We start from the raw sequence: 18,690 nt of genomic DNA, 5'->3' as shown, positions 1-18,690 counted from the left end.
CGCGCGGTTCTACTCCGGGCGGTGACCCGTTTCTTCCGCGAGCTCCCCGGTGATGGCCGGATCGGTGCTGATCGCCCTAGTCTACGCGCTCCCGCGAACCGCTGCGGCGCGTCGCGCCCGCCCTCACCGCGCGTCGCCGGCCGCCCCGGCGGTTCGGTGAGTGTCCAAGAAACCCGGACGACAGCGCGGGCGCCTCCGGGTGTTTTGGACACTCACCGAACCGGCGCCGGGTTGAGGCCGGCGACGCGGCGAGCAGCTCGCGGGTGTCTTGGACACTCACCGTTCCGGGGTCGGGGCCGTCGATGCGGCGAGCAGCTCTCGTGTGAACGGATGCCGAGGCTCGGCGAACACGCACGACACCGCCCCGGCCTCGACCACGCGGCCGTCCTTCATCACCAGGACGTCGTCGGCGATCCCCGTGACCACCTCGAGGTCGTGGGTGATGAACACCATGGCGAGCTCGCGCTCGCGCTGGAGGGCGCGCAGACGGTCGAGGATCCGCGCGCGCACGGTCGCATCCAGCGCCGACACCGGCTCGTCCAGCACGAGCAGGTCGGGGTCGGTCGCCAGCGCGCGGGCGATCGCGACCCGTTGCCGCTGTCCGCCCGAGAGCTGCGCGGGCAGACGCCGACCGAAGGCCGGACTCAGTCCCACCTCGTGCAGGAGGGCATCCACGTCGGCGCGGCGCCGGGACCGCGGCACCCCGCCCGCGGCGACCGCCTCGGTCAGCGTCCGCGCGACCGTCCACCGCGGATCCAGCGCGCCCCAGGGGTTCTGCTGCACGAGTTGGACGCGGCGGCGGGCCGCGCCGCGCGCCGCGTGCGGCGACCAGGGGCGTCCGTCGAACGTGAGGGTGCCGGCATCCGCTTCGCTGACGCCGACGATCATGCGCGCGAGGGTCGTCTTGCCCGACCCCGACTCCCCCACGACCGCGAGCGTCCGGCCCCTCTGGACGGTGAAACCCACGTCGTCGACCGCCCGGCGGTCGCCGAAGCTCTTGCGCAGTCCCGCTCCCTCCAGCAGCGGCGCGTCGAAACGCGGAGCGCGGTGCAAAGGCTCGTGGCGTATCGCGGCCACCAGAGCGCGCGTCTGCGGGTCGCGCGGAGAGGACAGGACGTCGGCGGTGACACCGGTCTCGACGACGCGTCCGTCGTGCAGCACGATGACGCGGTCGGCGACGCGCTGCACCGCCGCGAGATCGTGGCTGATGAACACGACGGCGACACCCTCGTCGGCGATGGCGCGGAGTTGATCGAGCACGCGCGCCTGCACCGTGGCATCCAGGGCCGTCGTCGGTTCGTCGGCGATGAGGATCACGGGGTCGGCGGCCAGGGCCGAGGCCAGGAGGGCGCGTTGACGCAGGCCGCCGGAGAGCTCGTGCGGGTACTGCCGCGCGCGTCGATCCGGTTCCGGCAGAGCGACGCGCTCGAGCGCGTTCCGCACCCGGGCCCGCAGGGCCTCACCGCGGACGGACGGCTGATGGATGCGAAGAGGCTCGGCGACCTCCGCGCCGACGCGCCGCAGCGGGTCGAGGGAGACCAGCGCGTCCTGGGAGACGAGGGCGATGCGCCGTCCGCGGAGGCGTCGCCACGCGCGCTCGTCGAGATCACGCGCGTCGACGCCGTCGATCTCGAGCGCGCCGGCGCTCCAGGACAGCGACCTCGACAGGAGGCCGAGGAGTGCCGTCGCGGTGAGGGACTTGCCGGTGCCCGACTCGCCGACGAGGGCGACGCACTCTCCCGGGGCGACGTCGAGGTCGAGGCCGCGGACGAGCGCGACGTCACCCGCTGCGATGTGCAGCTCGCGCACGCGAAGGCCGCTCATGGGCCCCGCTCCTCGGCCCGGGCGCGCAGGATGCGGCCGACCACGCTCACGCTCACGACGGTCGCGGTGATCGCGAGGCCCGGGAAGACGGCGACCCACGGCGCCTGCAACAGCAGGTTTCGCCCGGCCGAGAGCATCAGGCCCCACTCGGGAGTCGGTTCGGTGGGACCGAGACCGAGGAAACTCAGCCCGGCCGCGGCGAGGATGCTCGTGCCGATACCGATCGTGGCCAGGACGCTCACCGCCCCGAGGACGCCCGGAAGCACGTGTCGCACGTGCACGACCGGGGCGGGCACACCGACGATCCGCGCGGCTTCGACGTGCTCGGCGGCGGCGAGGCTCCGCGTCTGCGCCCGCGCGAGGCGGACGTACACGGGAACGGCGGCGATCGTGACGGCGATCGCGACGTTGACCGGACCCGGCCCCAGCACCGCCACGACGAGGAGGGCGACGAGGAACTCCGGGAACGCCAGCAGCACGTCGACGACGCGCATGGCTGCGGCATCCACGATCCGCGGCGCGACGGCCGAGAGCGAGCCGGCGGTCACACCGACGACGAAGGCCAGGGTCGTGGCCAGGAGTCCGATGCCTACGGATCGCCCCGCGCCGGCGATGACGCGCGAGTACACGTCGCGGCCGCTCTGATCCGTGCCGAACCAGTGGGCCGCGCTGGGAGGCTGCAGAGCCGCGCGCACGTCGGTGACGAGCGGGTCGTGCGTCGCCAGCAGGCCGGGGGCGACGGCCGCCAGGGCGATGACGGCCAAGACCCCGCCCGCGATCCACAGGCCGACCGCGCGTCCCGCGTTCACGCCGGCACCGCCGCTCGGGCGTGTACCGCGTCCGTCGTGCCGCGCAGACGGGGATCGAGCAGGGGCACGACGAGGTCGACGATCGTGTTGACGACGACGAAGACGAGGGCGCTCAGCAGGATCACCCCGGTGATCACGGGAAGATCCCGGTCGGTGATCGCCGTGAGGGTCACGCGGCCGATGCCCGGCCGAGCGAAGACCGTCTCGACCAGGACGGCTCCCCCGAGCAGCGACCCCACGAGGTACGCCGTGAGCGTCACCGCCCCGACGCTCGCGTGGCGGAGCGTGTGGTGCGCGCTCTCGCGGAGCGGCGAGGCTCCGCGGGCTCGCACGGTGATGAGGAACGGCTCCCGCTCGGCCGCCTGCACGCCGTCGCGCAGAACCTGGGCGAGGAGGGCCGCCACAGGCAGAGCCAGGGTCACCGCGGGCAGCACGATCGCCGAGGGGTCGCGCGCCCCCGACACAGGGAACCATCCGAGCTGAAAGGAGAACACGCTCAGCAAGACAAGCCCCGTCCAGAACACGGGCGACGACAGGACGAGGAGCTCGATTCCGGATGCCACCGCCCGGCCCGTCCGTCCGCGCACGAGCAGCGCGGATCCCAGCGCCAGCACCACCGCGATGACGAGCGCGAGCGCCGCGAGCTGCAGCGTGGGTCCGAGCTGGCGCCCGATGACCTCCGCCACCGGCAACCGCAGCTGATACGACTCCCCCAGGTCGCCGCGCGCGAGACGGCCGAGGAACGCGCCGTACTGCTCGAGGACGGGCCGGTCGAGCCCGAGCTCCGCGCGGATCCCGTCCTTCACCGCCTCGCTCACCTGCGCCTGCGGGCCGAGCATGACGTCGACCGGGTCGCCCGGGATGATCCGGAACGCGACGAACGCGAGCGTCGCCGCACCCCAGAGCACGAGGACGACGGATGCCACGAGCCCGCCGATGCGCGAGAGGATCGCGCGCGTGCGAGAGCGTGGCATCCGGGGTCCGTGGTGTGCGACGGGCTCAGCCGACGGAGGCCGTGGCGAACAGCGGACGACCGTACAGGTCGAAGGTGAGCCCCGACACCCGCGGGGTGACCGCGCTGATCAGCGCGGGGCTGTACAGCGGCACGATCGCGGCGTGCTCGAGATTCCACTGCTGCACCTGCGCGTAGATCGCGTTGCGCGCGGTCTGATCGGTCGTCGACGCGCCCTTCTCGAGCAGGGCGTCGAGCGTGGGGTCGCTGACCTGCGACGCGTTCTGGAAGCCGTCGGTGGCGAGGTGGCTGCGCAGCAGGTCGGGGTCGACGCCCGAGAAGCCCCAATCGGTCACGTCGAAGGTCTTCGGACCGTACTGCTCGTTGTAGGCGCCGGGTTCCAGGACCTCGCGCTGCAGGTCGAAGCCGACCGCCTTCAGGTCGCTCTGGATCGCGTTGGCGAGGGCCGCGCGGTCATCCGGCACCGGAGTCCAGGCGATCCATCGTGCGGTGAGGCGCTGACCGTCCTTGGTGCGGATGCCGTCGGCATCCCGACCTGTCCAGCCGGCGGCGTCGAGCAGGGCGTTCGCCTCGGTCGGGTCGAAGGGCCAGGCGTTCTCGAGGCTCGCGTCGTAGCCGGGCGTGGTGGCGCCGAGGATGCTCCAGGCGCGCGGGTACTGGCCGAAGAAGATCTCCTGCACCGCGGTGTCGACGTCGATCGCGCGGGTGAAGGCCTGGCGCACGTTCTGGTCGGCGAAGACCCCGTACTTCTCGTTGAGGAACAGCGAGTACGGAAGACCGGGGTACGCGATCGACTCGACGGTGTCGTCGCTCGGCACCTGCGACACGAGGTTCGGCGGGAGGTTCGTGACGACGTCGGCCTGGCCGCTCGACAGGGCGCCGAGGCGCACCGACGCCTCGGGGAGGATGTCGACGCGCAGGGTCTTGAACGCCGGCTTGCCGCCGCCGTCGGGGCCCCAGGTGTAGTCGTCGTTGCGGGTGTACACGATGTCCTGGTCGGGCGTGTACTCGGTGAGCTCGAAGGGGCCGGTGCCGACGTTCACGTCGGGTCCGCCGGCCTTGAGCTGGTCGGACTTCGACGACAGCACGGCGGGCGAGTAGAAGCCGAGAAGCGCCGTGCTCGCCGCCTGGAGGAAGGGCGCGTAGGGCTCGGAGAAGCGCACCCGTACGGTGTGCTCGTCGACCACGTCGGTGCCGGCGTACAGCTCGCCCCCGAGCATGGATGCCGCCTGAGCAGAGGCCGTCACGGGGTCGGCGATGCGGTCGAAGTTCGCCTTCACGGCTGCGGCGTCGAAGGGGGTGCCGTCGTGGAACGTGACGTCATCGCGCAGGTGGAAGACGTAGGACGCGCCGCTGTCCTCGACGTCCCACGAGCTCGCGAGCCACGGGGAGAACGAGCCGTCCGCCTCCTGGAACACGAGCGAGTCGAGCACGGCGCGCTGGACCATCGCCGACACGTCGAGCTGGCTGGTCTGCGGGTCCATGTGCCCGGCCGAGAGGTTGGCTCCCTCGATCGCCCAGACGAGCTCGCCGTCTCCCTCGGACGCGGGGTCGGAACCGGCACACGACGAGAGGGAAAGAGCGGCGACCGCGGCGACGGCGACCGCAGCGAGGAGACGGCGCGTACGCACAGAAGGCATAGAAGAACCTCGGAGTTTTCGATGGGGAACCTCCAGCCTACCCGCGTTCCTGGACCGGGTGCGGAAAGTCGGCCGGCCCGCGCCGCGTGCACTGCGGCCGCGCCACGCCGTGCGCGCAACCTCCGCGATGCGCGCAACCTCCGTCGGCATCTTCCCCGATCGCCCGACTTTGTGCGCATCACCGCCTCTGTGCACACACCGGACACCGCCCGCACGCGCGCGAACCCGGACACGACGACCCCGGCCCGATACGATGGATGCCACACCCATCAGGCACGCTCACACAGTGCCGCCCATATCGCTCGAGGAGTACCCCCATGGCCACGATCCCTGACAAGCCCGCCCTGGAAGGCCTCGAGCAGAAGTGGGATGCCGCGTGGAACGAGCGCGGCACGTACGTGTTCGACCGCCTCCGCGCGGCCGAGGTCGGCCGTCAGGGCGTCTACTCGGTGGACACGCCCCCGCCGACGGCATCCGGAAGCCTCCACATCGGTCACGTGTTCTCGTTCACGCACACCGACGTCAAGGTTCGCTTCGAGCGCATGCGCGGCAAGACCGTGTTCTACCCCATGGGCTGGGACGACAACGGCCTGCCCACCGAGCGCCGCGTGCAGAACTACTACGGCGTGCGCTGCGACCCCTCGCTCCCCTACGACGCCGACTTCACCCCGCCGTTCGCGGGCGGCGACAACAAGAGCAGCAAGGCCGCCGACCAGGTGCCCATCAGCCGCCGCAACTTCATCGAGCTGTGCGAGCAGCTGACGATCGAAGACGAGAAGCAGTTCGAGGAGCTCTTCCGCGAGCTCGGCCTCAGCGTCGACTGGACCCAGACCTACCGCACGATCTCCGACGACTCGATCCGCACGAGCCAGCTGGCGTTCCTGCGCAACATCGAGCGCGGCGAGGCGTACCAGGCTCTGGCGCCGACGCTGTGGGACGTGGACTTCCGCTCCGCGATCGCCCAGGCCGAGCTCGAAGACCGCGACCAGCCCGCCGCCTACCACCGCGTCGGCTTCGCGAAGACCGATGGCTCGGGCGACGTGTTCATCGAGACGACCCGCCCCGAGCTGCTGCCGGCGTGCGTGGCCCTGGTGGCCAACCCCGACGACGAGCGCTACCAGCCGCTGTTCGGCACGACGGTGCGCACCCCGCTGTTCGACGTCGAGGTGCCGGTGCTCGCCCACCCCCTCGCGCAGAAGGACAAGGGGTCGGGTATCGCCATGATCTGCACCTTCGGCGACGTGACCGACATCATCTGGTGGCGCGAGCTCGACCTCCCCAACCGCACGATCATCGGCAAGGACGGTCGCATCGTCGCCGAGGCCCCCGACGTGATCGTGACGGATGCCGCGAAGGCCGCGTACGCGGAACTCGCGGGCAAGACGGTGTTCAGCGCCAAGAAGCGCATCGTCGAGCTCCTGCAGGAGTCCGGCGACATGGAGGGCGCCCCCAAGCCCTTCACGCACCCGGTGAAGTTCTTCGAGAAGGGCGACCGGCCGCTCGAGATCGTGTCGACGCGCCAGTGGTACATCCGCAACGGCGCGCGGGATGCCGAACTGCGCGAGCGCCTGATCTCGCTCGGTCGCGAGATGTCGTGGCATCCGGATTTCATGCGCGTGCGCTTCGAGAACTGGACCAGCGGTCTGACCGGCGACTGGCTCGTGTCGCGTCAGCGCTTCTTCGGCGTGCCGATCCCGGTCTGGTACGGCCTCGACGAGAACGGGGAGCGCGACTACTCCCGCGTGCTGACGCCCGACCTCGCCTCTCTTCCCGTCGACCCGACGACCGACGTGCCCCCGGGCTACACCGAAGACCAGCGCGGTGTCGCCGGCGGCTTCGACGCCGAGCGCGACATCCTCGACACCTGGGCGACGTCCTCGCTCACCCCGCAGCTCGCCGGTGGCTGGCAGCGCGACGAGGAGCTGTGGAACCTCGTGTCGCCGTTCGACCTGCGCCCCCAGGGTCAGGACATCATCCGCACCTGGCTCTTCTCGACGATGCTGCGGAGCGCTCTCGAAGACGACCGGAGCCCCTGGTCGGATGCCGCCATCTCGGGCTTCATCGTCGACCCCGACCGCAAGAAGATGTCGAAGTCGAAGGGCAACGTGGTGACGCCCGCCGACATCCTCCAGCAGCACGGCTCCGACGCGGTGCGGTATTGGTCGGCGTCGAGCCGCCTGGGCACCGACGCGGCGTTCGACCCGCAGAACCCGACGCAGGTCAAGATCGGTCGCCGTCTCGCGATCAAGCTGCTCAACGCGGCGAAGTTCGTGCTGTCGTTCCCCGTGCCCGAGGGCGCCGAGGTCACGCACGCTCTCGACGCGTCGATGCTCGCGACCCTGGATGCCGTGGTGCGCGATGCCACCGCGGCCTTCGAGGCCTACGACCACGCCCGCGCGCTGGAGATCACCGAGTCGTTCTTCTGGACGTTCTGCGACGACTACCTCGAGCTCGTCAAGGAGCGCGCGTACGATCAGACCGACGTCGGTCAGGCCTCCGCGGCCCTCGCGCTGCGCACGGCCCTGTCGACGCTCGTGCGGCTGTTCGCCCCCGTGCTGTCGTTCGCCTCCGAAGAGGTGTGGTCGTGGTTCGAGGAGGGCTCGGTGCACACTGCCGCCTGGCCCGAGCCGCTCGGCATCGAGGGTGACCCGGCCGTGCTCACCGCCGTGAGCGCCGCGCTCATCGGCATCCGTCGCGCCAAGACCGAGGCCAAGGCCTCGCAGAAGACGCCGGTGACCTCGCTCACGGTCTCGGGACCGCACGTCGAGGCGCTGCGCCTCGCGGAGGGCGACCTGCGCGCGGTGGGACGTATCGAGACGATCGCCTTCGCCGAGGGCGAGACCACCGCCGTCACCGACATCGTGTTCGCACCCCAGGAGGACTGATGCAGCTCGGAACCCGTTGGACCGCCCGTGAGCAGCCGCCGAAGGCTGTTCCCGAGGCGCTGCACGCCCAGATCGCCGCCGTGGAGGAGGCGCTGAACCCCGATGGGCTCAGCGCCCCCGCGCCGCGCTGGACGCTGACCTTCCTCGAGGGTCGTCCGGTCGCCGAGCTCGACACGGGCGTCATCGTGACGCAGGATGCCGCCGGCGAAGTCGTCGTGCGCTACGACGAGGGCGACGAGTTCGCCTGAGGCCGGGGGCGCCGGCCCGTCAACGCACTCGCAGGGTGAACTCCGCCTCGGCGACGAGCGAACGCCCGTTGTCGCGCGCGGCGCCGCGCGCGCGGTCCGTCGACAGGCGTGCCGCGCGCGCCTCCATGCGCCCGTGGGCAAAGCGCGCGAGCGCACGGGAGAGGGCGAGCAGCGCCCGATCGAAGGCCGTGGGAGCGAGCGCGCGAGGGGCGGTCGCCAGCGGGGTCGTGAGAGTCGTCATGATGCAGCTCCTTCGGCGGGCAGGGGGAAGACGTCGGCGCGCATCGTGACGACGCGGAGGCCCTCGCCCGTCTGATCGCGGTACCGGGCGACGGTCTCGGAGATGACCGCCTGAAGCCGGTCGGCGAGCTCCGCCATCTGTGCGACGGTGAGCCGCGCGCTGGCGGTGGAGATGAGGCTCTTGTCGAGCCACTGCTCGTCTTCGTCCCAGCCGTGCGTGATGAAGGTCATCAGCTGCTGTTGGCGAAGGGTCAACGTCTCGGAGTGCACCGCCTCCATGACGGCGCGGCCGGTCGGCGTCGACGCCATCTCGGGATTGACGAGGGTGACGGCTCCCGCGGGCCGCTCCCACCACCGCTCGCGTGCGGTGCCTCGTCCCGGGACCTCGCGGATCAGATCCTGTCGTGCCAGCGCCCTCAGGTGGTAGCTCGTCGCCCCCGTCGACTCGCCCGTCAGCGATGCCAGCCCGCTGGCTGTCTGTGGCCCGTACTGGCTGAGCAGGTCGTAGAGGCGGACGCGCAGAGGGTGCGCGAGAGCACGGAGTGCCCCCGCATCGAGGACGCGCCCTTCGGGTCGCGAATCAGTGGTCATGGATACAAAGATAGCTTTGCAACTGTATTTATGCAAACACTTCTTTGCATCCGTTCGGTGAGCGCGTGGCTACGCTGGACGAATGACGGATGCCGTGACCAATCCCCTCCTCTCACCGCCCGCTCTCCCCTATGACCTGCCCCCGTACGGGAGTATTCGTCCTGAGCACTACCTGCCCGCCTTCCACGCGGCGTTCGCCGCGCACCGGGCCGAGGTGGACGCCATCACCGCGCAGACGGACGAGCCGACGTTCGAGAACACCCTTCTCCCTCTCGAGCGCAGCGGTGCTCTGCTCGATCGTGTCGCGCGCACCTTCTACACCGTCACCTCGGCCGACGGCACGGCGGAGATCCAGGCGATCGAAGAGGAGCTCGCGCCGCTCATGGCGGCGCACAGCGATGCGATCCAGCTCGACTCCGCTCTGTTCGGGCGCATCGCCGCCGTCCACGCGCAGCTCCCGAACCTGGACCTGGATGCCGAGAGCCGCTACCTCGTCGAACGTCACCACCGCGAGATGTCGCTGGCGGGCGCCGGTCTGGACGATATCGAGAAGGAGCGTCTGACCGATCTCAACCAACGCCTTTCCGTCCTCACGACGACGTTCGAGAAGAACCTTCTCGCCGACACGAACGACCTCGCCGTGGTCTTCGACGACGTCTCGGAGCTCGACGGATTGAGCGATGGCGAGCTGTCGGCCGCCGCCCAAGCCGCCACTTCCCGCGGACTCGACGGCCGGTACGTCATCACGCTCACCCTGTACACCGGGCACCCTTATCTCGCCTCGCTCACGAACCGCGAGAGTCGGCGTCGCCTTCTCGACGCCTCGCGGTCGCGTGGCGTTCGCGGGAACGCGCACGACAACCGCGGAGTGCTCCGCGAGATCGTGCGCCTGCGCGCCGAACGCGCCGCGCTCCTGGGCTACCCGTCTCACGCCGCCGCGGTCCTCGCCGACCAGACCGCCGGCTCCCCCGCGGCCGTGCACGAGCTCCTCCGCCGTCTCGCTGTGCCCGCCGCCGCGAACGCCCGATCCGAGCAGGCCTCCCTCCAGCGCCTCGCCGAACCCGACGGCATCCGGATCGAAGCGCACGATTGGGCCTTCTACACCGAAAAGGTGCGCGCCGCCGAGTACGACCTCGATCGCGCCGCGCTGCGGCCGTGGTTCGAGGCCGAGCGCGTGCTCCGCGACGGCGTGTTCTTCGCGGCGGAACAGCTGTACGGCGTGCGGATCGCCGAGCGTCACGACCTGCAGGGGTACCACCCGGACGTGCGCGTCTTCGAGGTGCACAACGCCGACGGCAGCGAGCTCGGGCTCTTCCTGCTCGACCTCTACACGCGGGACACCAAGCGCGGTGGCGCGTGGATGAACTCGATCGTCACCCAGTCGCGCCTGCGCGGCACCGCTCCGGTCGTCGTGAACAACCTCAACGTCAACAAACCCGCACCCGGAACGCCCACGCTGCTGACGCTGGACGAGGTCACCACGCTGTTCCACGAGTTCGGGCACGCGCTGCACGGCCTGTTCGCGACGGTCACCTACCCGCACTTCGCCGGTACGGCCGTCCACCGCGATTTCGTGGAGTTCCCCAGCCAGGTGAACGAGATGTGGATCCTCTGGCCCGAGATCCTCACGAACTACGCGCGTCACAACGTCACCGATGAGCCGCTCCCCACCGATGTCGTCGAGCGCCTGCATGCCTCGGAGGCGTTCAACCAGGGCTTCGCGACGAGCGAGTACCTCGCGGCATCCTGGATCGACCAGGCCTGGCATGGCCTCTCCGTCGACGAGGCATCCGCCGACATCGACGTCGCGACCTTCGAGGCCGAGGCGCTCGCGGATATCGGGCTCGACAACCCCGCGGTCCCCACCCGCTACGCTTCCACGTACTTCGCGCACGTGTTCTCGGGCGGGTACAGCGCCGGGTACTACTCGTACATCTGGAGCGAGGTGCTCGACGCCGACACGGTGGAGTGGTTCCGCGAGAACGGCGGCCTCACGCGGACGAACGGCGACCGCTTCCGCCAGCGCCTCCTCGGCGTCGGTGGCTCGGCCGATCCGCTCGCCGCGTATCGCGACTTCCGGGGCCGGGATGCCGAGATCCAGCCGCTGCTGGAGCGTCGAGGTCTCACCGGCTGAGAGCCGCCACACCCGGCGGCGCGGGTCGTTGCCGGTGAGGCCGTTGACGACCCGTGCCGGATCGAGAAGCGCGCGCCGACACCTGATGTCGGGAGGCAAGGGTGCGGTGAGCCCTGCTTTGTCGTGCAACCCGTGATGCGGCACCGCGCCCGGCATGGAACCACGGGACAGGCCTCTGTGCGCGGAGCGCTCACGAGGTGCGCCCGCATCCCACCCGAAGCCGGGGCGCGTCGGGCATTCCCGTTGCGGTGTGAGGGATTGGTTCAGAACGGGGCATGGTCGGGTTCGGGTTCGGGTTCGGGTGGGTCGTCGGGGAGGAATTTGACGGCGGGTGAGTAGGGGAGGGGTTCGTCGCGGTAGGTGCGGCCGGTGGGGCTTGTCCATTCGAGGATTCCGTCGGAGAGCTGTTTCACGGTCCAGCGGGTGAATTGTTTTTGGGTGTGGTGTCGTTGGCAGAGGTGGGCGAGGTTTCGGATGTGGGTGGGGCCGCCGAGGGCGTAGTCGAGGGTGTGGTCGACTTCGGAGCGAATGGCGGGGACGGTGCATCCGGGCCATCGGCAGTGGCGGTCGCGGGCGCGGAGGTACCGGTCGATCGCGGTGGTGCGGTGGTAGGTGTCGGTGTGCAGCACGGCCCCGGTGATGGGGTGGGTGATCACGCGATCCCAGGGGGTGGTGGTGGATTCGGCGAGGGCGCGAGCGGTGTCGGCGTCGATGGGGCCGTGTCCGACGAGTTCGGCGGGGTCGGTGTTCTCCTGCTGCGGGGTGAGCATGGTCAGGGCGGGCACGACGACTTGGACGCGGGCGCGGATGGCGCCGAGGGTTCCGGGGCCGTCGTCGGTGCGGGTGGGATCGGCGTCGGGGGCGGCGGTGAGCAGGAGGTCGGCGAGGACGTCCGCGCGCAGCTGCGCGGTGGTGCGCTCATCCGTGGCCGTGAGGGGGGTGTCACCGCGGGTGTCGATGATCGCCCGAGCCTGCTGGGTGAGGCGGTCGTAGATGCCGACGGCCAGGACCGTGGGCAGGGTGGCGACGAGGCCGGACATGCCGTCCTGCCCGGTCACGACCCGCACGCACCGGGTGTCACGGCCCCGCTGGTGGCGTTCGGTGATCGTCGTGGGCTGCAGGGTCTCCGCCAGCACCGCCAGGCAGGTGCGGAGGCGGCCCGGGCTGAGGCCTTCGGCGGTGGCCACGGCGAGGGCGTCGAACTCGGCACGCACCTCTACCGGTAAGGGGGCACCGATCTCGAGGATCGCATGCACGTGGGCGCGGGTGATCGCCCCCTGCTCCCACGCGGTGAGGGTGCCCGGGTAGTCATCGACGAGGGTCATGGCGCGACCGATCTGGGTCTGCACCGTGCGGTCGGAGACATGCTCGGCCGCCGCGATCTCGGACGCCACCTCCCGCAACGCCATCTCCGCCACCCGCGACGACACCGGCCGCTCCCCCATCACATCCAGGGCGAGATGCCCCGCCTCCGCCAACGCACGCATACGCGCCACCTCCGCCGCAGCGACCACCGCACCCGCGCGGAGCACCTCGCCCAGCACCGCAGACAGGGCCCGCGGCCCCCCACCCGCGGGTGTCGATGAGACGTTCATGAACATGTGTGCATGCTAGCGAGGGGGTCCGACATTGCGAGCGGCCCGGACGCCGATGCCGGGACGGATGCCGAGACTGGCGAACTGTGCAGAAGGAGCCGAAGCTCCCCCGACCCGTGACTTGGCGCCTATCGCCAGCCGAGCACCTCGCGCACGAACGCCTGCGAGGCCGGAGCTCCGTCGTTGGGGATGCCGTGCATCCGTTCACGGGAAACCACCACGCCGGACCCCTCGATGCGATCGAGAGCCGCCTTCAGCAGCGGAGCGGCATCGTTGGACGAGGTCCAGCCGCGAACCGTCACGTGCGAGAAGACGACGAGCTCCGCGCCCTGCTCGTGCGGACGCGCGCTCGCGACGACTAGGGTCGGCGTGACGCGACGCCAGAGGCCGGGGATCACCGTCAACACGGTGTCCGACAGCATGGCATCCATGAATCCCGTGTTCCACGACGGATTCGGGTGTCCGACGCGCACATCCTGCGCGATCCACTCCGACCCCCGATCGCAGAGGGCGCGTGCGATGCGGTCGTCGCCGACATCGAAACGCTCCTGCCGGAGAGCATCGAGCGCGAGGGCCAGCGCCGCCTCCGGCGTGTCCCGGACGATCAGACGTGCCCCGCGAGCGAGACCACCGAGCGACAGCGGTCGGACTCGCAGCGACTCGCCGCGCCCCCGCCAGCCGCCCACTGGGGTCAGGCGCTGCGGCGCTTCTGCGCCAGCACGATGGTCGGCTGCGCGCCGTCCTCGACGGCCGCGCGCGTGATGACGACCTTGGCGATGTCGTCGGCCGAGGGCACCTCGAACATGATCGGGCCGAGCACATCCTCGAGGATCGCTCGAAGGCCGCGCGCGCCGGTCTTCCGGGCGACGGCGAGGTCGGCGATCGCGCGCAGGGCGTCTTCGTCGAACTCGAGCTGCACACCGTCGAGTTCGAACATGCGCTGGTACTGCTTCACGAGCGCGTTTCGCGGCGCCGTGAGGATCTCCATCAGCGCGTCCTGGTCGAGGGGCGACACGGATGCCACGACGGGCAGTCGACCGATGAACTCGGGGATCAGGCCGAACTTGTGCAGGTCTTCCGGCAGCGCCTCGCTGAAGAGGTCGGGGGCGTCCTCCTTGCGCTGCAGCGGAGCACCGAAGCCCACGCCGTGCTTGCCGACACGAGCGGAGATGATCTCTTCGAGTCCGGCGAAAGCACCGGCGACGATGAACAGAACGTTCGTCGTGTCGATCTGGATGAATTCCTGGTGCGGGTGCTTGCGGCCCCCCTGCGGCGGAACCGAGGCGACCGTACCCTCGAGGATCTTCAGCAGCGCCTGCTGCACGCCCTCGCCCGACACGTCGCGCGTGATCGAGGGGTTCTCGGCCTTCCGGGCGATCTTGTCGACCTCGTCGATGTAGATGATGCCCGTCTCGGCGCGCTTCACGTCGAAGTCGGCGGCCTGGAGCAGCTTCAGCAGGATGTTCTCGACGTCTTCACCGACGTACCCGGCCTCGGTGAGGGCCGTGGCATCCGCCACCGCGAAGGGGACGTTGAGCCGCTTCGCGAGCGTCTGCGCGAGGTAGGTCTTGCCGCAGCCCGTGGGCCCGAGCAGCAGGATGTTGCTCTTCGCGATGTCGATCTCTTCGGCGCGGGCCTCGGCGGGCTGGAGCGTACCGTGCGAGCGGACGCGCTTGTAGTGGTTGTAGACGGCGACGGCGAGGGCGCGCTTTGCGGGCTCCTGGCCGACGACGTACTCCTCGAGGAAGGAGAAGATCTCGCGGGGCTTCGGCAGGTCGAACTCCGCGACCTCGCCGGCCGACGACTCGGCCATGCGCTCTTCGATGATCTCGTTGCAGAGCTCGACGCATTCGTCACAGATGTAGACGCCGGGACCGGCGATCAGCTGCTGAACTTGCTTCTGGCTCTTCCCGCAGAAGGAGCATTTGAACAGATCGGCGCTTTCTCCGATGCGTGCCATGCCTGTTCCTCCTCGTCACCCGGCGCCCTCACGCCTGTGTGCCACGAGCCTAACCCGTGCCCGAGCGAACCGAGGGCATTTGCGCGCGCGGTGCGGTTCTGATCGCCGAGGGCGAAGCCCGGCATCCATTCGCCGAAGACGACGACGCCCCGCAGACCGGAACGGGTCTGCGGGGCGTGATCGAGAACGCGAGGGTGTCAGGCCGTGAGTGCCGCCGGCTGACGCTTGCGCGTGGTGAGGACCTGGTCGACGATGCCGTACTCCATCGCCTCCTGCGAGGAGAGGATCTTGTCGCGGTCGATGTCCTTGTTGACCTTCGCCGCGTCCTGGCCTGTGTGACGCGCCATGGTCTCTTCGAGCCAGGTGCGCATCCGGAGGATCTCGGCGGCCTGGATCTCGATGTCCGACGCCTGACCGTGACCGGCCTCACCCATGGCGGGCTGGTGGATCAGGATGCGGGCGTTGGGCAGGGCGAGACGCTTGCCGGGGGCGCCGGCGGCGAGCAGGACGGATGCCGCGGACGCGGCCTGACCGAGAACGACGGTCTGGATCTGCGGCGAGACATACTGCATCGTGTCGTAGATCGCCGTCATGGCCGTGAACGAGCCACCGGGCGAGTTGATGTACATGATGATGTCGCGGTCGGGGTCCTGCGACTCGAGCACGAGCAGCTGGGCCATGACGTCGTCGGCCGAGGCGTCGTCGACCTGGACACCCAGGAAGATGACGCGGTCCTCGAACAGCTTGTTGTACGGGTCCTGGCGCTTGTAGCCGTAGGCCGTGCGCTCCTCGAACTGAGGAAGGACGTAGCGGCTCGAGGGCATGTGCGCTGCGGCGCCGCCGAAGGTGGGGATGTTCATATCGGTGTCCTTTTCCTCTCGACTCAGGCTGCGGTTCCGCCGCCGCCGGTGACGTCGGTGGCGTGCTCGCGCATGTGGTCGACGAAGCCGTACTCGAGGGCTTCCTGAGCGGTGAACCAACGGTCGCGGTCGCCGTCGGCGTTGATCTGCTCGACGCTCTTGCCGGTCTGCGACGCGGTGATCTCGGCGAGCCGGCGCTTCATGTCGAGGATGAGCTGTGCCTGCGTCTGGATGTCGCTCGACGTTCCCCCGAACCCGCCGTGGGGCTGGTGCAGCAGCACGCGGGCGTTGGGCGTGATGTAGCGCTTGCCCTTGGTGCCGCTGGTCAGCAGCAGCTGGCCCATCGACGCCGCCATGCCGATGCCGACGGTCACGATGTCGTTCGGCACGAACTGCATCGTGTCGTAGATCGCCATGCCGGCCGTGATCGAGCCGCCGGGCGAGTTGATGTAGAGGTAGATGTCCTTCTGCGGGTCTTCGGCTGCGAGCAGGAGGATCTTCGCGCAGATCTCGTTCGCGTTCTCGTCGCGCACCTCCGAACCGAGCCAGATGATGCGGTCCTTCAGCAGCCTGTCGAAGACGCTCGTTGCCATAAGGGGTTCGGGCATTTGTGCTCCTCTTCCGGTGATCTGCAACGAATCTACCGGCGCGCTCCGAGCCGGGATGCCGTGTTCGCCGCGGGCGGATCAGCCGCGATCATCGGCGATTTCTCGCGCGTATCCGGTCACGGACCGGGTATAGCGCGGGAGGTGCGGAGCGAGGGCTTGGAGGGCGACGGATGCCGCCCGCTCCGGCTCTCCGCTCGACACCAGCGCGAGGGCGTAGAAGGCGGCGGCCGCATCGTGCAGCGGGCCACGGGGCTCGCGCTCATACTCGGCCTGCAGCATCGCCAGGGCTTCCTCGGTCTTGCCGAGGTTGCGGATCGTGCTGGCGAGCTGGATCGTCGCGCGGGTGCGACGTTCGTCGTCGAGGCCGATCGCGAGGGCGCGTCGGTAGAGCAGCTCCGCCTCGTCTTCGACGCCGGCCGAGTCGCGTGCTCCGGCGCGCTCGAAGAGTGCGAGGGCATCATCGGCCGGCCGCTCGGCAGCGAGCTCGTCGATGCGCACGATCACGTCTTCGGGGCTGAGCGCGTCGTCGGACCAGACGGCATCCACCCTGCTCTGCCAGTCACTCATGGATTCGTCCTTCTCTCGTGTTCACGTGTCGAGCCGCACGCCCCGGTCGAACGCCCTGAACATGCCGTCACACACGCGGCTCGCGCGGCGTGTGTGACGGCATCCGGACACGAAGAAGGGGGCGGATGCCGTGGCATCCACCCCCTCCATCACGACTTACTCGCTGTCAGCGGCGTCGGCCTTCTTCTTGGCCGGAGCGCGCTTCTTGGCGGGAGCCTTCTCGGGGGCTTCCTCGGTGGGAGCCTCGTCGGCGACGGGCGCCTCAGCGGTCTTCTTCTTGGCGGGAGCACGCTTCTTGGCGGGAGCCTTCGCCGCGGGAGCCTCTTCGGCGTCGATGACGGCGTCCGCGTCGGCCGCGGCATCCGCGATCTCCTGCGCCTCTTCGACGACCTCGTCCTCGGCGGCTTCTTCGCCCTCGACGGCGACGAAACCGGTCAGGTCGACCGGCTTGCCGTTCGTGTCGACGACGGTGACCTTACCGAGCGCGATGGCGAGAGCCTTGTTGCGCGCGACCTCGCCGACGAGCGCGGGGAGCTGGTTGCCCTGCTGCAGCGCGTTCACGAAGTCCTGCGGCGCCATGTTGTACTGCGCGGCCGACTGGATGAGGTACTGGGTCAGCTCGTCCTGCGACACCTGCACGTCGGCGTCTTCGGCGATCTTGTCGAGGACCATCTGCGTGCGGAACTGCTTCTCGCTCGCCTCGGTCACCTCGGCGCGGTGCACGTCGTCCTCGAGGCGGTTCTCGCCCTCGAGGTGCTGGTGCACCTCGTCTTCGATGAGCTGCGGCGGCACCGGGATCTCGACGGCCTCGAGGAGGGCGTCGATGAACTTGTCGCGCGCGGCGGAACCCTGCGTGAACACGGCCTGCTGCGACACACGCTCGCTGAGCGACTCGCGGAGCTCGCCGATCGTGTCGAACTCGGATGCCATCTGGGCGAAGTCGTCGTCCGCCTCGGGGAGCTCGCGCTCCTTGACCGCGGTGATCTTGACCGAGACCTCGGCCTCTTCGCCGGCGTGGTCGCCACCGACCAGCTTCGAGCGGAAGGTGGTCTCTTCGTCGGCGGTGAGCGAGTCGATGGCCTCGTCGATGCCCTCGAGCAGCTCACCCGAACCGACCTCGTACGACACGCCCTCGGCGCGGTCGATCTCGGCGCCGTCGATCGTGGCGACGAGGTCGAGCTCGACGAAGTCGCCCTTGGCGGCGGGACGGTCGACCGTGACGAGCGTGCCGAAACGAGCGCGCAGGCGGTCGAGCTCGGCGTCGATCCCGGCTTCGTCGGCCTCGACGGCGTCGACGGTCACGGTGATGCTGTCGTAGGCGGGGAGGTCGAACTCGGGACGGACGTCGACCTCGACGTCGACGACCAGGTCACCCGAGAAGTCCTTCAGGTCGGGGAGCTCGATGATCTCGGCGTTCGGGCGGCCGATCACGCGCAGCTCCTGGGCCTCGACGGCCTCGCGGTAGAACCCGTCGAGACCCTCGTTGACAGCGTGCTCGATGACGGCGCCGCGGCCCATGCGCTGATCGATGATCGGAGCGGGGACCTTGCCCTTGCGGAAGCCCGGGATCTGCACGTCGCGGGCGATGTGCTCGTAGGCGTGCGCGATGCTCGGCTTGAGCTCGTCGGGCGAGACCGTGATGTGGAGCTTGACCCGGGTCGGGCTGAGCTTCTCGACGGTGCTGTTGACCATGCGGTGTGTTCTCCTTGTGTGGCCCGCGCGCACGCGGGGGCCGGCTAGGCCTGTGGTCTGGGGG

General features: G+C 69.9%; 16 protein-coding genes. 3 read left to right on the top strand and 13 right to left on the bottom strand.

The window, feature by feature from the left end; genetic code table 11:
* Window positions 1–276: 276 nt before the first annotated feature.
* Genes MTES_RS16555 through MTES_RS16540 form a run of 4 tightly spaced genes read right to left on the bottom strand, consistent with a single transcriptional unit; the run spans window position 277 to window position 5,246 of the window.
* On the bottom strand, window positions 277–1,824 hold the full coding sequence (locus MTES_RS16555) for a dipeptide ABC transporter ATP-binding protein (protein WP_013586430.1): 1,548 nt from the start codon (window positions 1,822–1,824) through the stop codon (window positions 277–279).
* Complete coding sequence (locus tag MTES_RS16550; RefSeq protein ID WP_013586429.1) at window positions 1,821–2,633, bottom strand: ABC transporter permease; 813 nt, start codon at window positions 2,631–2,633, stop codon at window positions 1,821–1,823. Before MTES_RS16550 ends, MTES_RS16555 begins: the two co-directional genes overlap by 4 nt.
* Window positions 2,630–3,607, bottom strand: a complete 978-nt coding sequence (locus MTES_RS16545) for an ABC transporter permease (protein WP_013586428.1) — start codon at window positions 3,605–3,607, stop codon at window positions 2,630–2,632. Before MTES_RS16545 ends, MTES_RS16550 begins: the two co-directional genes overlap by 4 nt.
* 25 nt (window positions 3,608–3,632) lie before the next feature.
* Complete coding sequence (locus MTES_RS16540) at window positions 3,633–5,246, bottom strand: ABC transporter substrate-binding protein (protein WP_013586427.1); 1,614 nt, start codon at window positions 5,244–5,246, stop codon at window positions 3,633–3,635.
* A gap of 317 nt (window positions 5,247–5,563) precedes the next feature.
* Between MTES_RS16540 and valS the strand changes: the two genes are divergently transcribed.
* Window positions 5,564–8,131: a valine--tRNA ligase gene (gene valS, locus MTES_RS16535; RefSeq protein ID WP_013586426.1), complete on the top strand. Its 2,568-nt coding sequence runs from the start codon at window positions 5,564–5,566 to the stop codon at window positions 8,129–8,131.
* Window positions 8,131–8,379: a hypothetical protein gene (locus MTES_RS16530; RefSeq protein ID WP_013586425.1), complete on the top strand. Its 249-nt coding sequence runs from the start codon at window positions 8,131–8,133 to the stop codon at window positions 8,377–8,379. Before valS ends, MTES_RS16530 begins: the two co-directional genes overlap by 1 nt.
* Window positions 8,380–8,398: 19 nt before the next feature.
* Here MTES_RS16530 and MTES_RS16525 read toward each other — a convergent pair whose 3' ends face one another.
* Both MTES_RS16525 and MTES_RS16520 read right to left on the bottom strand, forming a co-directional pair.
* A complete protein-coding gene (locus MTES_RS16525; protein WP_043361620.1) occupies window positions 8,399–8,620 on the bottom strand; it encodes a hypothetical protein in 222 nt (73 codons plus the stop codon).
* Window positions 8,617–9,210, bottom strand: a complete 594-nt coding sequence (locus MTES_RS16520) for a winged helix-turn-helix domain-containing protein (protein WP_013586424.1) — start codon at window positions 9,208–9,210, stop codon at window positions 8,617–8,619. Before MTES_RS16520 ends, MTES_RS16525 begins: the two co-directional genes overlap by 4 nt.
* Window positions 9,211–9,292: 82 nt before the next feature.
* Between MTES_RS16520 and MTES_RS16515 the strand changes: the two genes are divergently transcribed.
* Window positions 9,293–11,344, top strand: coding sequence for a M3 family metallopeptidase (locus MTES_RS16515; RefSeq protein WP_013586423.1), 2,052 nt, complete (start codon window positions 9,293–9,295; stop codon window positions 11,342–11,344).
* Between the two features lie 263 nt (window positions 11,345–11,607).
* Here the strand turns inward: MTES_RS16515 and MTES_RS16510 are convergent, their stop codons facing one another.
* The 7 genes from MTES_RS16510 to tig all read right to left on the bottom strand — a co-directional run bounded on the left by MTES_RS16510 (window position 11,608) and on the right by tig (window position 18,626).
* Window positions 11,608–12,945 carry an HNH endonuclease gene (locus MTES_RS16510; RefSeq protein ID WP_013586422.1) on the bottom strand — a complete coding sequence of 446 codons (1,338 nt, stop codon included), beginning with the start codon at window positions 12,943–12,945 and terminating at the stop codon, window positions 11,608–11,610.
* A gap of 122 nt (window positions 12,946–13,067) precedes the next feature.
* Window positions 13,068–13,625 (bottom strand): hypothetical protein, encoded by a 558-nt coding sequence (locus MTES_RS16505; RefSeq protein WP_013586421.1) that lies wholly within the window; start codon window positions 13,623–13,625, stop codon window positions 13,068–13,070.
* 5 nt (window positions 13,626–13,630) lie between these two features.
* Window positions 13,631–14,899: an ATP-dependent Clp protease ATP-binding subunit ClpX gene (gene clpX, locus MTES_RS16500; protein WP_013586420.1), complete on the bottom strand. Its 1,269-nt coding sequence runs from the start codon at window positions 14,897–14,899 to the stop codon at window positions 13,631–13,633.
* 197 nt (window positions 14,900–15,096) lie between these two features.
* Window positions 15,097–15,759 carry an ATP-dependent Clp protease proteolytic subunit gene (locus MTES_RS16495; RefSeq protein WP_013586419.1) on the bottom strand — a complete coding sequence of 221 codons (663 nt, stop codon included), beginning with the start codon at window positions 15,757–15,759 and terminating at the stop codon, window positions 15,097–15,099.
* A gap of 23 nt (window positions 15,760–15,782) precedes the next feature.
* Complete coding sequence (locus MTES_RS16490; RefSeq protein ID WP_013586418.1) at window positions 15,783–16,367, bottom strand: ATP-dependent Clp protease proteolytic subunit; 585 nt, start codon at window positions 16,365–16,367, stop codon at window positions 15,783–15,785.
* A gap of 78 nt (window positions 16,368–16,445) precedes the next feature.
* Window positions 16,446–16,934: a tetratricopeptide repeat protein gene (locus MTES_RS16485; protein WP_013586417.1), complete on the bottom strand. Its 489-nt coding sequence runs from the start codon at window positions 16,932–16,934 to the stop codon at window positions 16,446–16,448.
* Window positions 16,935–17,090: 156 nt separating this feature from the next.
* A complete protein-coding gene (gene tig / locus MTES_RS16480) occupies window positions 17,091–18,626 on the bottom strand; it encodes a trigger factor (protein WP_013586416.1) in 1,536 nt (511 codons plus the stop codon).
* Window positions 18,627–18,690 lie beyond the last annotated feature (64 nt).

The sequence above is a fragment of the Microbacterium testaceum StLB037 genome (assembly GCF_000202635.1).
Lineage (GTDB): Bacteria > Actinomycetota > Actinomycetes > Actinomycetales > Microbacteriaceae > Microbacterium > Microbacterium testaceum_F.
The sequence above is the reverse complement of the archived record's forward strand: the minus strand, read 5'-3'. Positions and strand labels throughout refer to the sequence as shown.

Bases quoted from the DNA above. Each gene is read 5' to 3' on its own strand.
- MTES_RS16510 (WP_013586422.1), bottom strand. From the start codon at position 12,945: ATGTTCATGAACGTCTCATCGACACCCGCGGGTGGGGGGCCGCGGGCC.
- clpX (WP_013586420.1), bottom strand. From the start codon at position 14,899: ATGGCACGCATCGGAGAAAGCGCCGATCTGTTCAAATGCTCCTTCTGC.
- MTES_RS16545 (WP_013586428.1), bottom strand. From the start codon at position 3,607: ATGCCACGCTCTCGCACGCGCGCGATCCTCTCGCGCATCGGCGGGCTC.
- valS (WP_013586426.1), top strand. From the start codon at position 5,564: ATGGCCACGATCCCTGACAAGCCCGCCCTGGAAGGCCTCGAGCAGAAG.
- MTES_RS16555 (WP_013586430.1), bottom strand. From the start codon at position 1,824: ATGAGCGGCCTTCGCGTGCGCGAGCTGCACATCGCAGCGGGTGACGTC.
- MTES_RS16540 (WP_013586427.1), bottom strand. From the start codon at position 5,246: ATGCCTTCTGTGCGTACGCGCCGTCTCCTCGCTGCGGTCGCCGTCGCC.
- MTES_RS16495 (WP_013586419.1), bottom strand. From the start codon at position 15,759: ATGAACATCCCCACCTTCGGCGGCGCCGCAGCGCACATGCCCTCGAGC.
- MTES_RS16490 (WP_013586418.1), bottom strand. From the start codon at position 16,367: ATGCCCGAACCCCTTATGGCAACGAGCGTCTTCGACAGGCTGCTGAAG.
- MTES_RS16485 (WP_013586417.1), bottom strand. From the start codon at position 16,934: ATGAGTGACTGGCAGAGCAGGGTGGATGCCGTCTGGTCCGACGACGCG.
- MTES_RS16520 (WP_013586424.1), bottom strand. From the start codon at position 9,210: ATGACCACTGATTCGCGACCCGAAGGGCGCGTCCTCGATGCGGGGGCA.
- MTES_RS16515 (WP_013586423.1), top strand. From the start codon at position 9,293: ATGACGGATGCCGTGACCAATCCCCTCCTCTCACCGCCCGCTCTCCCC.
- MTES_RS16525 (WP_043361620.1), bottom strand. From the start codon at position 8,620: ATGACGACTCTCACGACCCCGCTGGCGACCGCCCCTCGCGCGCTCGCT.
- tig (WP_013586416.1), bottom strand. From the start codon at position 18,626: ATGGTCAACAGCACCGTCGAGAAGCTCAGCCCGACCCGGGTCAAGCTC.
- MTES_RS16530 (WP_013586425.1), top strand. From the start codon at position 8,131: ATGCAGCTCGGAACCCGTTGGACCGCCCGTGAGCAGCCGCCGAAGGCT.